Genomic DNA, 12,682 nt, shown 5'->3' on the forward strand with positions numbered 1-12,682 from the left:
GTCAGCCTCCGGCTATCGCCTGAAAGAGCAAGATCTCATCACCGTCTTCCAGTAAATGAGCTGGCCAGTTATCGCGGGGGATAATGACCTGGTTAACCGCCAGTGCGCTGCCTGCAGGGGTTAACGCCAGCAAATTGAGCAGGTTTAGTAACGTGAGCGGTTGACTGAATTGGTGTGGTTCATCATTGATCAGAATGTTCACACGTGGCCTCCGCAGATGGCACAGGCAGATGAACGCGTGAGTTGCAGTGAACGCCAGTTTTGCGTTTTTCCATCGAACAGACGTAATTTGCCGCTCAGTACAGAAGGCAGGCCAGCCAGAATCTTCAGCGCTTCCAGTGCCTGCAATGTACCGATGGTACCGACCACCGGGCCGAGCACGCCGGATGTACGGCAGTTGCGCTGTACGGTTTCCTGATCCGGATATAAACAGGCGTAACAACCGTGAGCGTAAGGGGCTTCAATAACCAGAAGTTGTCCGCTGAATCCGACGGCGCTGCCGCTGATCAAGGTTTTACCGGCATCCACACAAACTTTATTAACTGCATGCCGGGTTTCCATGTTATCGCTGCAATCCAGAACGATATCGGCGTCCGATACGGCACGGGTCAATGCTTCTCCCGACAGACGTTCCGTGATTGCCACCGCTTCGCAAAGCGGATTCAGGCGCAGCAGTTCACGCTTTGCCAGAACGGCTTTGGGCTGATCGAGATCTGCCGTACGGTAGAGGATTTGCCGCTGAAGATTGGTGATATGCAATTGATCGTCATCGGCCAGAATCAGCTTACCTACGCCTGCTGCTGCCAGGTACAAGGCTGCGGGAGAGCCGAGGCCACCAAGGCCGACAATCAGTACTTTCGCCGCCTGTAATTTTTCCTGTGCCAGCGGACCGAATTCCTCCAGCATCAACTGGCGGCTGTAGCGCATAAAAGCCGCATCGTTAAGCATCTTGCGGCACCTTGCTGGCGCATAAGGCCAGCAGTTGTGCCGTCGCTGCACGCCAGTCCGCCGCCTGCGTAATGGCACTGACGACGGCTATACTGCCGACGCCGCAGTCGAGAACCGACGCCGCGCGGTCGATGCTGATCCCACCAATGGCCACCGTCGGAAAGCTGCCATCGAGCTTCTTAACATGTCGGGTGAGTTCTGCCAGCCCTTGCGGTGCCGAAGGCATATCTTTGGTCTGCGTCGGGAAGATATGGCCGAGGGCGATGTACGAAGGATTCACCGCGACAGCGCGTGCCATTTCAGCATCGTCATGCGTGGAAACGCCCAGCCGTAAGCCGGCCTGACGGATAGCCTCAAGATCGGCAGTATCCAGATCTTCCTGACCCAAATGCACCCCATACGCCTGATGCTTGACCGCCAGACGCCAGTAATCGTTGATGAATAACCGGGCCTGATATTTTTTACCGAGCGCGATGGCATCAATAATTGCTGGCTCGGCTTGCTCATCAGGCAAATCTTTCACACGCAGTTGCAGTGTTTTAACGCCCGCGTCCAGCAGACGGGCAATCCATTCCACGGTATCAACGACCGGATATAAACCGAGGTGGAATGGAACGGCAGGAAAGGATTGAGAGGACGGATTCATTTGCTGCTCTCCGAACTGAGGTTATCGGCCGGGTGATAAAGCTCACCGCCGCGCGAACGGAATTCGGCAGACATCTGCGCCATACCGGATTCAACGAGTTCTATTGGCTGGGCTTTGGCTTCAAGCGCAGCGGCGTAATCGCGAACTTCCTGAGTGATTTTCATCGAGCAGAATTTCGGGCCACACATCGAGCAGAAGTGTGCAACTTTGCCGGATTCCTGCGGCAGCGTTTCATCGTGGTAGGCGCGTGCCGTTGCCGGATCGAGAGCCAGATTAAACTGATCTTCCCAGCGGAATTCGAAACGCGCTTTTGACATGGCGTTATCGCGGATTTGGGCACCGGGATGGCCTTTAGCTAAATCGGCAGCATGTGCTGCGATTTTGTAGGTAATCAAACCCTGCTTAACGTCTTCTTTGTTCGGCAGGCCCAGATGCTCTTTCGGCGTGACATAACAGAGCATGGCGCAGCCAAACCAGCCAATCATCGCGGCGCCAATACCGGACGTAAAGTGATCGTAACCTGGCGCGATATCGGTAGTCAGCGGACCGAGGGTATAGAACGGGGCTTCGTGACAATGCTCGAGTTCTTCGGTCATGTTGCGGCGGATCATCTGCATTGGCACATGTCCCGGACCTTCGATCATCACCTGAACATCGTATTCCCAGGCAATTTTGGTCAGTTCGCCCAGCGTGCGTAATTCGGCGAATTGTGCTTCGTCATTGGCATCCTGAATCGAACCCGGACGCAGGCCGTCGCCCAATGAAAGCGAGACATCATAGGCGGCGCAGATTTCACAGATCTCGCGGAAATGCTCAAACAGGAAGCTTTCGCGATGATGTGACAGACACCATTTCGCCATGATCGAACCGCCGCGCGACACGATCCCGGTCAGGCGTTTGGCGGTCATCGGCACATAACGCAGCAACACACCGGCGTGAATGGTGAAGTAATCGACGCCTTGCTCGGCCTGTTCAAGCAATGTATCGCGGAATATTTCCCAGTTCAGATCCTCGGCCACACCGTTCACTTTTTCCAGGGCCTGATAAATCGGCACGGTGCCGATCGGTACCGGACTGTTACGCAGGATCCATTCACGGGTTTCATGTATATAACGTCCGGTGGAGAGATCCATTACGGTGTCCGCGCCCCAGCGTGTCGACCACACCAGTTTCTCCACTTCTTCTTCGATGGAAGATGTCACCGCCGAGTTGCCGATATTAGCGTTCACTTTCACCAGGAAATTACGCCCGATGATCATCGGCTCTGATTCAGGGTGGTTAATGTTGGCGGGAATAATTGCGCGCCCGGCTGCCACTTCCTGTCGCACAAACTCTGCAGTGATACTGGCGGGCAGATGCGCGCCAAAGCTTTCGCCGGGATGTTGCTGGCGCAGAACCTCGCCGCGGATCCGTTCACGCCCCATATTTTCGCGAATGGCGATAAATTCCATCTCAGGTGTGATGATGCCTTTGCGGGCGTAATGCAGTTGCGTGACATTTTTACCCGCAATGGCTTTGCGCGGGTGCGGCAGGTGTTCGAAGCGGAGGTGGTCCAGCCCGTCGTCCGCCAGCCGCTGCTGAGTAAAACCGGAACTGACCTGTGAAAGTTCCTGCGTGTCCGCACGCTCGTTTATCCAGCGGGCGCGTAATTTTCCCAGACCAGTATGCACGTCGATAACTGCCGCCGGATCACCGTAAGGTCCGGCGGTGTCGTAAACAGGAATTGCTTCGTTTTCTTCGAACTGCGGATTGTCTTTGCCGCCGCCGACCAGCGTCGGGCTGAGCTGGATTTCACGCATCGGCACGCGGATATCTTCGCGGTCAGCTTCAAGATAAATACGCCGGGAGTTGGGGAAAGCTTCGCCCTGCAAGCTGTCGATAAACGACTGTGCCTGCGCGCGTTGTTCACGGCGATTTGACGGTTTCTTTTCAGAAATAACGGGTTTTTGGGTACTCGACATAGCAAATTCCTCGCAAAAAAACGTGATGGAAAATTGCTTGTCAGGAGGTTTACGGCAGGAGTAAAAATGGGCGGTGCAGCACGGGCGGCCTTATGCAGGCAGATGCCTGATTGCGCTGAACGCATAACATTACTCTTGTTCCCTTCGCGGGTACTAACCCGATCAGGTTCCGCGGATCCCGAATTAACGGTCTCAGCCTGGCGTAATTCTCAACAGAAAATTATGCGCTAGGCACTCCGACAAGAAGCCTCAATATAGGAGGCGTTTTTTTAAACTACAAGTAAAACCATAACCCTGAGCAGGGTTTTATTGTGGCAACGTGTTAAGCCGGTCTGGCGAGATCAGGTTCGTTTTCCGAAGGTGGCACACTCTCCGGGGCAGGCTCAAAAGCCATGATAATTAATTGATCTTCCAGTTGAAAACGGGCATCTAATGCCTCACCGATATCCGATAATGCATAGTGAAACGCGAAAGCATTGTCATCGTTAATATCAGTTTCTGTGTAACTGTCATGGAAAGCCATGATAGCTTCAGTATTCAGCTCCAGAGCAGGGTAGATTTTTGCCGCCTGTACTTTTTTCGGGCTGCCTGCGCCATCGACTTCTTCAATGATGCGTGGATAGAGATGAAAATGCCCGGCAGAAAGATAGTCGACCAGATGATGGCAAAAACTGTCCAGCGCCTTTTCATTCAAAGGTGTATGTTTTTCTTTATTGGGTTTCAGACCGACGAAAGTGCAGTACGAAACCAGCAGTTCTTTGCGTGCGTGCAGCCATTGATCCACTAACTCATTACTGCCACCAACGCGTTGGGTCAGTCTTTCCAGACGATTTAGCATGGTTGACTCCGTGAGCGACAAAAAAAGTAACCAAAAGTTACTAATATGTAAATATCTTACTCAGATTGTCAGTCCCGACGAGGTTATGCAACAACAATTATGGAATTACAGATTACTGAGCAACACAACGGTTGGTGGATCATCAGCCAGGAAGGCAAGCTATGGCTGCCTGAGGGTGAACTGCCGTTTGGCAGCGCCGAACAATTTTCTCTGACCGGTAAAACAGCGCGGCAGATCGGCGAATGGCAGGGTGAACCTGTCTGGCTGGTTCGTCAGACGATGCCAAACCATATGGTTTCCGCCCGTCAGTTGCTGGATCAGGATCGCGGATTATTCCAGTTGGTCGGGCGTGGCGTGCAGTTGTCAGAGTTTTACCGTTCTCACAAGTTTTGCGGTTACTGCGGACATGAAATGCACGTCAGCAAAACCGAGTGGGCTGCACTCTGCGGGCACTGTCGCGAACGCTATTATCCGCAGATTGCGCCCTGCATCATTGTGGCTATCCGTAAGGGGGATGAGATTTTGCTTGCGCAGCATGTCCGTCATCGTAATGGTATTCACACGGTTCTGGCGGGTTTCGTGGAAGTCGGAGAAACCCTGGAAGAAACTGTGGCACGTGAAGTGATGGAAGAAAGTAACATCCGGGTGAAAAATGTCCGTTACATCAGTTCCCAGCCCTGGCCGTTCCCCAATTCGCTGATGATGGCATTTATGGCGGATTACGACAGTGGCGACATACAACATGACCCGAAAGAGTTGCTTAACGCGAACTGGTATCGCTTTGATGCATTGCCGCAGTTGCCGCCGCCCGGGACGATTGCGCGCCGCCTGATTGAAGACACCGTTGCCCTTTGTCGTGCCGAACACGAAGAGTAGAGGCGATTTTACGTGATAGAATGCTGTCAGATGATTGTCGGGCGGCCCGAATACTGAAGGAAAGAGCAAGAATGAATGAGTTGAAAAACGACCGTTACCTGCGTGCTTTGTTACGTCAGCCAGTGGACATTACACCGGTCTGGATGATGCGTCAGGCTGGTCGTTATTTGCCGGAGTACAAAGCAACCCGCGCTGAAGCCGGTGATTTTATGTCGCTGTGCAAGAATGCCGAGCTGGCCTGTGAAGTGACTTTGCAGCCGCTTCGTCGCTATCCGCTGGATGCGGCGATCCTGTTCTCTGACATCCTGACCATTCCTGATGCGATGGGGCTGGGGCTCTATTTTGAAGCCGGTGAAGGCCCGCGTTTTTCTTCACCACTGACGAATCGTGCCGATGTCGAAAAACTGCCGGTTCCGGATCCTGAAATGGAACTCGGGTATGTCATGAATGCCGTGCGTACCATCCGTAAAAACCTGCAAGGTGAAGTACCGCTTATCGGTTTCTCCGGCAGCCCGTGGACGCTGGCGACGTATATGGTAGAAGGGGGCAGCAGTAAAGCCTTCACCAAAATCAAAAAGATGATGTACGCCGATCCGGCGACTATGCATCTGTTACTCGATAAAGTGGCAGACAGCGTCATTCTTTACCTTAATGCACAGATCAAAGCGGGCGCCCAGTCTGTGATGATTTTTGACACCTGGGGCGGCGTGTTGACTCCTCGCGATTACCGCGAATTCTCCCTGAACTATATGCACAAAATTGTTGATGGTCTGATCCGTGAAAACGAAGGACGTCGTGTGCCGGTGACTCTGTTTACCAAAGGCGGTGGTCAGTGGCTGGAAGCGATGGCCGCAACGGGGTGCGATGCGCTGGGTCTGGACTGGACCACCGATATTGCCGATGCACGCCGTCGTGTGGGTGACAAAGTCGCGATTCAGGGCAACATGGATCCTTCAATGTTGTATGCCTCGCCAGTGCGTATAGAACAGGAAGTGGAGGCCATTCTGGCCGGTTTCGGCAAAGGCAATGGTCATGTGTTCAATCTGGGTCACGGCATTCATCAGGATGTCCCGCCGGAAAATGCGGGTGCCTTTGTGGAAGCGGTGCATAGCCTGTCCCGGCAATATCACGAGTGAAATCCCGGTATGATCGATACCCGTGCATTACGTGAAGAACAACGGATCCTCGCTGATCAGATCGAACTGCAGGATCCGCCAGGATTTACCACTCCCGCGTTGATCGCGGGAGTGGATGTCGGTTTCGAACAGGGCGGTGAGGTGACACGTGCGGCGGTGGCTGTTTTGCGCTACCCAACGCTGGAACTGGTGGAATATCAGATTGCCCGCATTCCTACTGTTATGCCATACATTCCCGGTTTCCTTTCCTTCCGCGAACTTCCCGCACTGCTGCAAGCCTGGCAGCAACTCTCATTGCAGCCTGATTTGGTTTTTGTCGACGGGCAAGGGATCGCGCATCCGCGCCGTCTCGGCGTTGCCAGTCACTTTGGTCTGATGATCGACGTGCCGACGATTGGTGTGGCGAAAAGTCGTCTATGCGGTCAGTTCCTGCCATTAGGCGATGAACTACACAGCCGCCAGGCGCTGTACGAAGGGGATGAACAGATTGGCTGGGTGTGGCGCAGCAAGCTACGCTGTAATCCATTATTCATCTCACCCGGTAATCGTATCAGCATGGATTCATCGTTTTATTGGGTCGAACAGTGCATAAGGCAATATCGTCTGCCGGAGCCTACCCGTTGGGCGGATGCCGTGGCATCAAACCGGGCGGCGTTTCAACGCTGGCAACGGTTGAGTGATGATCTTTAGGAATCAAGGAATAGGGATATTGATTTATTTCAGGTAAACTCCCGCGCAGAAAAGTTAACGAGATCAACTCATGTTACGTAATCCAATTCATTTACGTCTCGAAAAGCTGGAAAGCTGGCAACACGTGACGTTTATGGCGAGCTTGTGTGAACGCATGTATCCGAACTATCAGGCATTTTGCCTGGAGACCGGGTTTGGCGAACCACAGCTTTACCGCCGCATCCTGGATTTAATTTGGGAAACGCTGGTGGTAAAAGACGCCAAGGTCAATTTTGACTCACAGCTCGAAAAACTGGAGGAAGCGGTGCCTTCTTCTGATGATTACGACATCTATGGGGTTTATCCGGCCATTGATGCGTGTATTGCATTAGGCGAACTGATTCATTCGCGTCTGAGTGGCGAAACGCTGTCTCACGCGGTTGCCGTCAGTGAGACGTCAATTCGTACTGTCGCGATGCTGGAAATGACTCAGGCCGGGAAAGAAATGACCGATGAAGAACTCAAAGTCATTCCTGCCGTTGAAGAAGAATGGGACATCCAATGGGAGATTTTTCGCCTGTTGGCTGACTGTGAGGAGCGTGACCTGGAATTAATAAAAGGGTTACGTTCTGACCTGCGTGAAGCTGCTGTCAGTAACATTGGCATAAATTTAGCGCAATAAGGCAAGAAAACGTGATTTAACGCCTGATTTGTCGTGCCTTAAGGCTTCACATCCGCACCCTGTCTGGTCTACATTTGGGGGGCGTAAAAAAAGTGGCTATCGGTGCGTGTATGCAGGAGGGTGCTGTCAATCGGCATATCCGTCGCACTTGATGCTTTGCAAACGATAAACACACTGTAAAGGATAACTTATGAACAAGACTCAACTGATTGATGTAATTGCGGACAAAGCTGATCTTTCCAAAGCACAGGCCAAAGTTGCTCTTGAATCTACCCTGTCTGCTATTACCGAGTCTCTGAAAGAAGGTGATGCTGTACAATTAGTTGGTTTCGGGACTTTCAAGGTAAATCATCGTAACGAGCGTACTGGTCGTAACCCACAGACTGGTAAAGAAATCAAAATCGCAGCTGCAAACGTGCCTGCGTTCGTTTCTGGTAAAGCTCTGAAAGACGCTGTTAAGTAATTGCTTGCAGTGAAAAGAATAAGCGGGGGGGCCTTTAAGGCCCTTCAGTTTATCACCCCCGGACTGGTAGCAGGTTTACTGGTGCTCGGTCTGGTGGGTTGCAGTTCTAAAAAAGGCCCTGAGTTATTCTTTGCCAGCGGCTATGTCGCTGATCAAGGTATCAACCGGCTCTGGCGCGAAGACAGCGCACAGCACGAGCCTCAAACCATTCTCAACGTCTATAGCCCCTATTACGGCGGCGATACGATTATTACCCGATACGAATTCCAGCAGGGGCAATTGCACCTGATTAAAGAAACCCATGCGACTAAAACTGATTTGGGTGTCATGCTGCGTTTTGACGAGGGTGGCAACGTTAGCTTTATGCAGCGACAACTCCCTGAGCGCCGCGAGAAGTTATCGTCAGACGAAATCGAACGCTATAAATATGAAGCGTCAAAAACCCTCGACCTGAGCAATGCGCTGCGGGCAGGGAATGTCCGGCTGGTCCAGGCACGCTGGCGCAAAGGGTTAATAACGACCTGCGCAGGCGAGCAGGTGACGCCGGCACTGACTGTCCGTTCACAGGTCTGGCTGGCGAAACGGGCCAGCCGAAGTAACGATAATCTGGGCTTAGCCTGGCTGACGGCTCCGCAAGGCAACGAACTGTTGCTGGTCGCCAATGAAGATTTCTGTAAATGGGAACCAAAAGAGTCTGATCTCTGATCCCGTTTTCACTATTGAAAAGGCACGCCGAAGCGTAATGCCAGTCACTTAAGCATTTTTATGAATACAAATTCATTTTTGTGCTTCAAAGGATAATGAAGGAATCAGGCTTATAGCGCTATTTTTCTTCATCGAAGGCCCAAATTCACGGGCCTCATTTCCTTAAGTGACCAGCATTACGCCGAAGCGTGCCTTTTTTGATCGTCGGGTGAGATGTAATTACTGATTACGTTCGCGGTCGATGGCGCGATAACCGATGTCTTTGCGGCAGAAACTACCTTCCCAATGAATGTCTTTCGCTAAATCATAAGCGCGTGCCTGGGCTGCTTCCACCGTTTTACCCAATGCCGTCACACATAACACGCGACCGCCATTAGTGACCACACGTTCATCCTGCAAACGGGTCCCGGCGTGGAAGACTTTACCATCCGGCACTTCTTCCAGCGGCAGGCCATGAATAACGTCTCCGGTTTTATAATCAGCAGGATAGCCACCGGCTGCGAGCACGACACCCAGAGACGGGCGCGGATCCCACTCAGATGTTTTATCACCCAGACGACCTTCAGCACCGGCCAGGCATAAATCCACAAGATCAGAACGCAGACGTAACATGATCGGCTGAGTTTCCGGATCGCCGAAACGGCAGTTGAACTCGATCACTTTCGGCTGGCCGTCGGCTGAAATCATCAGACCGGCATACAGGAAACCGGTATAAGTGTTATTTTCCGCCGCCATACCGCGAACAGTCGGCCAGATGACCTGATCCATCACGCGTTGATGGATTTCATCGGTTACGACCGGCGCCGGAGAATAGGCTCCCATGCCGCCCGTGTTCGGACCGCTGTCGCCGTCACCCACGCGTTTGTGATCCTGACTGGTCGCCATCGGTAACACATTGCTGCCGTCGACCATGACGATGAAACTGGCTTCTTCGCCATCGAGGAATTCCTCGATAACAATGCGATGACCTGCATCACCGAAAGCATTTCCCGCCAGCATGTCGTGAACGGCGTCTTCCGCTTCTTTCAACGTCATCGCAACAATGACGCCTTTACCTGCTGCCAGACCATCGGCTTTGATGACTATCGGTGCGCCTTTGCTGCGCAGATAAGCCAGGGCGGGTTCGATTTCGGTGAAGTTCTGATAATCGGCACTTGGGATGTTATGGCGAGCCAGAAAATCCTTCGTGAAGGCTTTAGAACCTTCCAGTTGCGCGGCTTCCTGCGTCGGGCCAAAAATTTTCAGACCGGCTGCACGGAAAGCATCAACCACGCCAATCACCAGCGGCGCTTCAGGGCCGACAATCGTCAGCCCGATGTCATGACTTTTAGCGAAAGCCACCAAACCGGCGATATCCGTTGCGGCGATATCAACGTTTTCCAGTAACGGTTCCAGCGCGGTACCGGCGTTGCCTGGTGCAACAAAGACTTTATCAGCCAAAGGTGACTGCGATGCCTTCCATGCCAGTGCATGTTCACGCCCGCCGTTACCGATAATTAAAATATTCATTCGAAGACTCCGGGTGAGCGGGCGCATCGCACCCGCTAAAAGAAAATTAATGACGGAAATGGCGCATGTCGGTGAACAGCATTGCAATGCCGTGTTCGTTAGCCGCGGCGATCACTTCATCGTCACGGATAGAACCGCCTGGCTGGATAACACAGGTAATACCTACCGCTGCCGCAGCGTCGATACCGTCGCGGAACGGGAAGAAGGCATCAGAAGCCATTACGGAACCGGCCACTTCCAGGCCTTCGTCAGCGGCTTTAATACCGGCAATTTTAGCGGAGTAAACGCGGCTCATCTGGCCTGCGCCGATACCGATGGTCATTTTGTCTCGTGCATACACAATGGCGTTGGATTTGACGAATTTTGCGACTTTCCAGCAGAACAGGGCATCTGTGAGTTCCTGCTCTGTCGGCTGGCGCTCGGATACCACACGCAGATCAGCGGTATCAACCATACCCAAATCGCGATCCTGGACCAGCAGTCCGCCGTTAACACGTTTGAAGTCGAGCGCTTTCTGGCGACCTTCCCATTGTCCGCAGGTCAGTACACGAACGTTTTGTTTCGCGGCGGTGAGTGTCAGTGCCTCGGCACTTACCGATGGTGCGATGATCACTTCCACAAACTGACGGCTGATGATCGCTTTTGCCGTTTCAGCATCCAGTTCACGGTTGAAGGCAATAATGCCGCCGAAAGCTGAGGTCGGGTCAGTCTGATAGGCGCGTTCATAAGCTGCCAGTATGCTGTCGCCGATAGCTACGCCGCAAGGGTTGGCGTGTTTGACAATGACGCAGGCCGGTTCAGCAAACTCTTTCACACATTCCAGAGCCGCATCGGTATCCGCAATGTTGTTATAGGAAAGTGCTTTGCCCTGCAGCTGGGTTGAGGTGGCAACGGAAGCTTCACTAACGCTCTCTTCTATATAGAAGGCAGCGTTCTGATGGCTGTTTTCGCCATAACGCATATCTTGTTTCTTTATATAGCTAAGATTCAGTGTGCGCGGGAACTGGCCGGAAGCCGATTCAGTATCACCGTGGTAAGCCGGAACCATCGTGCCAAAGTAGTTAGCAATCATGCCGTCGTAAGAGGCGGTGTGTTCAAAGGCTTTAATCGCCAGGTTGAAACGGGTCGCCAGCGTCAGCGAGCTGTTGTTGGCATCCATCTCTTCAATAATAGAAGCGTAATCGCTGCTCTTTACTACGATCGCCACATCTTTATGGTTCTTCGCTGCCGAGCGAACCATGGTAGGGCCGCCGATATCAATGTTTTCTACCGCATCTTCCAGTGAACAATCTGGACGTGCGACGGTTTGTGCGAACGGATAAAGGTTAACGACCACCATGTCGATTGGCGCAATGGAATGTTGTGCCATGATTTCATCATCTTTCCCGCGACGACCGAGGATGCCACCGTGAACTTTCGGGTGCAGGGTTTTGACGCGTCCATCCATCATTTCCGGGAAGCCGGTGTAGTCAGAGACTTCAGTGACTGGCAGGCCGGCTTTCGCCAACAGGCTGGCGGTGCCGCCAGTGGAAAGTAATTCAACGCCACGCGAAGACAGAGCCTGGGCGAATTCTACGATACCGGCTTTGTCAGAAACACTGAGCAGGGCACGGCGGATTGGACGAGATTGTTGCATGGTGGTTATATCCTTGGCTTTGGAGTCGCAGTAAAGAGCGTTATCTGAATTCAATGACGCTTTTCTTCTCTTTATATAGAGCAATTTGCAGAAAAACGCGGGATTGAGTTTGGATAACTTCCCTTCGGCGACTGACTTTTCATTTATTACCCCTAAAGGGCAGTGAAAACTGACGCGCGAAATTGTAGCGAAAACGATTGCGCGACGCTCGCAAAATTTGATATTCCTGTGCCTCTGTGGATAAATCTGTGCAAAACACGGTATAAGCAGTGGGTTTGCTGTGTAATGCAGCAAACGGTGTTTTTTCTTAAAATTAGCCCTTGCGGCCTGCTGAGAACTCCCTATAATGCCGCTCCATCGACAGGGAACAACGTGAACAACATCACGAAGTGACCGGGTCGGAAAGATTAAAAACAGCGGCAACCGGATAAAATAAACGGTTGACACTGAATGAGGAAAGCGTAATATACGCCACCTCGAGTTAGTAAGCGAAAGCGCGTAACTCACTGCTCTTTAACAATTTATCAGACAATCTGTGTGGGCACTCACAAGACGATATCAGCCACTTCGGTGGCAAAAAATATCAAGTCTTAGAGTGACCAAGCAGTAATTC

The 12,682-nt window shown here is 52.3% G+C and carries 13 protein-coding genes and 1 riboswitch; of the genes, 6 read left to right on the forward strand and 7 right to left on the reverse strand.

Going from position 1 to position 12,682, the window contains the following annotated elements; translation table 11 throughout:
* Position 1: 1 nt before the first annotated feature.
* The 5 genes from thiS to AACU55_RS14215 all read right to left on the reverse strand — a co-directional run bounded on the left by thiS (position 2) and on the right by AACU55_RS14215 (position 4,393).
* Complete coding sequence (gene thiS, locus AACU55_RS14195; protein ID WP_134707096.1) at positions 2 to 202, reverse strand: sulfur carrier protein ThiS; 201 nt, start codon at positions 200 to 202, stop codon at positions 2 to 4.
* Entirely contained in the window at positions 199 to 948 is a 750-nt protein-coding gene (locus AACU55_RS14200) for a HesA/MoeB/ThiF family protein (RefSeq protein WP_112197870.1), read from the reverse strand. The genes thiS and AACU55_RS14200 overlap by 4 nt, the downstream gene beginning before the upstream one ends.
* Positions 941 to 1,594 (reverse strand): thiamine phosphate synthase, encoded by a 654-nt coding sequence (thiE, locus tag AACU55_RS14205; RefSeq protein ID WP_013577403.1) that lies wholly within the window; start codon positions 1,592 to 1,594, stop codon positions 941 to 943. Before thiE ends, AACU55_RS14200 begins: the two co-directional genes overlap by 8 nt.
* The gene (gene thiC / locus AACU55_RS14210) at positions 1,591 to 3,555 is read right to left on the reverse strand and encodes a phosphomethylpyrimidine synthase ThiC (RefSeq protein ID WP_134707097.1); all 1,965 of its coding nucleotides are present in this window, start codon (positions 3,553 to 3,555) and stop codon (positions 1,591 to 1,593) included. The genes thiE and thiC overlap by 4 nt, the downstream gene beginning before the upstream one ends.
* 122 nt (positions 3,556 to 3,677) lie before the next feature.
* Positions 3,678 to 3,804: riboswitch (TPP riboswitch) on the reverse strand.
* Positions 3,805 to 3,877: 73 nt separating this feature from the next.
* Positions 3,878 to 4,393: an Rsd/AlgQ family anti-sigma factor gene (locus tag AACU55_RS14215; RefSeq protein WP_037035722.1), complete on the reverse strand. Its 516-nt coding sequence runs from the start codon at positions 4,391 to 4,393 to the stop codon at positions 3,878 to 3,880.
* Between the two features lie 99 nt (positions 4,394 to 4,492).
* On the opposite strand from AACU55_RS14215, the gene nudC reads away from it, so the two are divergent.
* The 6 genes from nudC (at position 4,493) to AACU55_RS14245 (ending at position 8,924) form a co-directional block, all read left to right on the forward strand.
* Complete coding sequence (gene nudC / locus AACU55_RS14220) at positions 4,493 to 5,269, forward strand: NAD(+) diphosphatase (RefSeq protein WP_134707098.1); 777 nt, start codon at positions 4,493 to 4,495, stop codon at positions 5,267 to 5,269.
* A 71-nt stretch (positions 5,270 to 5,340) separates the two neighbouring features.
* Positions 5,341 to 6,405: a uroporphyrinogen decarboxylase gene (hemE, locus tag AACU55_RS14225; RefSeq protein ID WP_134707099.1), complete on the forward strand. Its 1,065-nt coding sequence runs from the start codon at positions 5,341 to 5,343 to the stop codon at positions 6,403 to 6,405.
* 9 nt (positions 6,406 to 6,414) lie between these two features.
* Complete coding sequence (gene nfi / locus AACU55_RS14230) at positions 6,415 to 7,095, forward strand: deoxyribonuclease V (RefSeq protein WP_037035724.1); 681 nt, start codon at positions 6,415 to 6,417, stop codon at positions 7,093 to 7,095.
* 70 nt (positions 7,096 to 7,165) lie between these two features.
* Positions 7,166 to 7,756: a YjaG family protein gene (locus AACU55_RS14235; protein WP_013577397.1), complete on the forward strand. Its 591-nt coding sequence runs from the start codon at positions 7,166 to 7,168 to the stop codon at positions 7,754 to 7,756.
* 190 nt (positions 7,757 to 7,946) lie between these two features.
* The gene (gene hupA / locus AACU55_RS14240) at positions 7,947 to 8,219 is read left to right on the forward strand and encodes a nucleoid-associated protein HU-alpha (protein ID WP_013577396.1); all 273 of its coding nucleotides are present in this window, start codon (positions 7,947 to 7,949) and stop codon (positions 8,217 to 8,219) included.
* A gap of 18 nt (positions 8,220 to 8,237) precedes the next feature.
* Entirely contained in the window at positions 8,238 to 8,924 is a 687-nt protein-coding gene (locus AACU55_RS14245) for a DUF1481 domain-containing protein (protein WP_369794811.1), read from the forward strand.
* A gap of 219 nt (positions 8,925 to 9,143) precedes the next feature.
* On the opposite strand, the gene purD is transcribed toward AACU55_RS14245, so the two are convergent.
* Positions 9,144 to 10,433 carry a phosphoribosylamine--glycine ligase gene (gene purD, locus AACU55_RS14250; RefSeq protein WP_037035725.1) on the reverse strand — a complete coding sequence of 430 codons (1,290 nt, stop codon included), beginning with the start codon at positions 10,431 to 10,433 and terminating at the stop codon, positions 9,144 to 9,146.
* 46 nt (positions 10,434 to 10,479) lie between these two features.
* Entirely contained in the window at positions 10,480 to 12,069 is a 1,590-nt protein-coding gene (gene purH, locus AACU55_RS14255) for a bifunctional phosphoribosylaminoimidazolecarboxamide formyltransferase/IMP cyclohydrolase (protein ID WP_037035726.1), read from the reverse strand.
* Between the last annotated feature and the right edge of the window lie 613 nt (positions 12,070 to 12,682).

The organism is Rahnella sp. CJA17(1/100), from assembly GCF_963881615.1.
GTDB classification, from domain to species: Bacteria; Pseudomonadota; Gammaproteobacteria; order Enterobacterales; family Enterobacteriaceae; genus Rahnella; species Rahnella aceris.

Bases quoted from the DNA above. Each gene is read 5' to 3' on its own strand.
- AACU55_RS14235 (WP_013577397.1), top strand. From the start codon at position 7,166: ATGTTACGTAATCCAATTCATTTACGTCTCGAAAAGCTGGAAAGCTGG.
- purD (WP_037035725.1), bottom strand. From the start codon at position 10,433: ATGAATATTTTAATTATCGGTAACGGCGGGCGTGAACATGCACTGGCA.
- hupA (WP_013577396.1), top strand. From the start codon at position 7,947: ATGAACAAGACTCAACTGATTGATGTAATTGCGGACAAAGCTGATCTT.
- AACU55_RS14200 (WP_112197870.1), bottom strand. From the start codon at position 948: ATGCTTAACGATGCGGCTTTTATGCGCTACAGCCGCCAGTTGATGCTG.
- thiC (WP_134707097.1), bottom strand. From the start codon at position 3,555: ATGTCGAGTACCCAAAAACCCGTTATTTCTGAAAAGAAACCGTCAAAT.
- hemE (WP_134707099.1), top strand. From the start codon at position 5,341: ATGAATGAGTTGAAAAACGACCGTTACCTGCGTGCTTTGTTACGTCAG.
- nfi (WP_037035724.1), top strand. From the start codon at position 6,415: ATGATCGATACCCGTGCATTACGTGAAGAACAACGGATCCTCGCTGAT.
- nudC (WP_134707098.1), top strand. From the start codon at position 4,493: ATGGAATTACAGATTACTGAGCAACACAACGGTTGGTGGATCATCAGC.
- purH (WP_037035726.1), bottom strand. From the start codon at position 12,069: ATGCAACAATCTCGTCCAATCCGCCGTGCCCTGCTCAGTGTTTCTGAC.
- AACU55_RS14215 (WP_037035722.1), bottom strand. From the start codon at position 4,393: ATGCTAAATCGTCTGGAAAGACTGACCCAACGCGTTGGTGGCAGTAAT.
- thiE (WP_013577403.1), bottom strand. From the start codon at position 1,594: ATGAATCCGTCCTCTCAATCCTTTCCTGCCGTTCCATTCCACCTCGGT.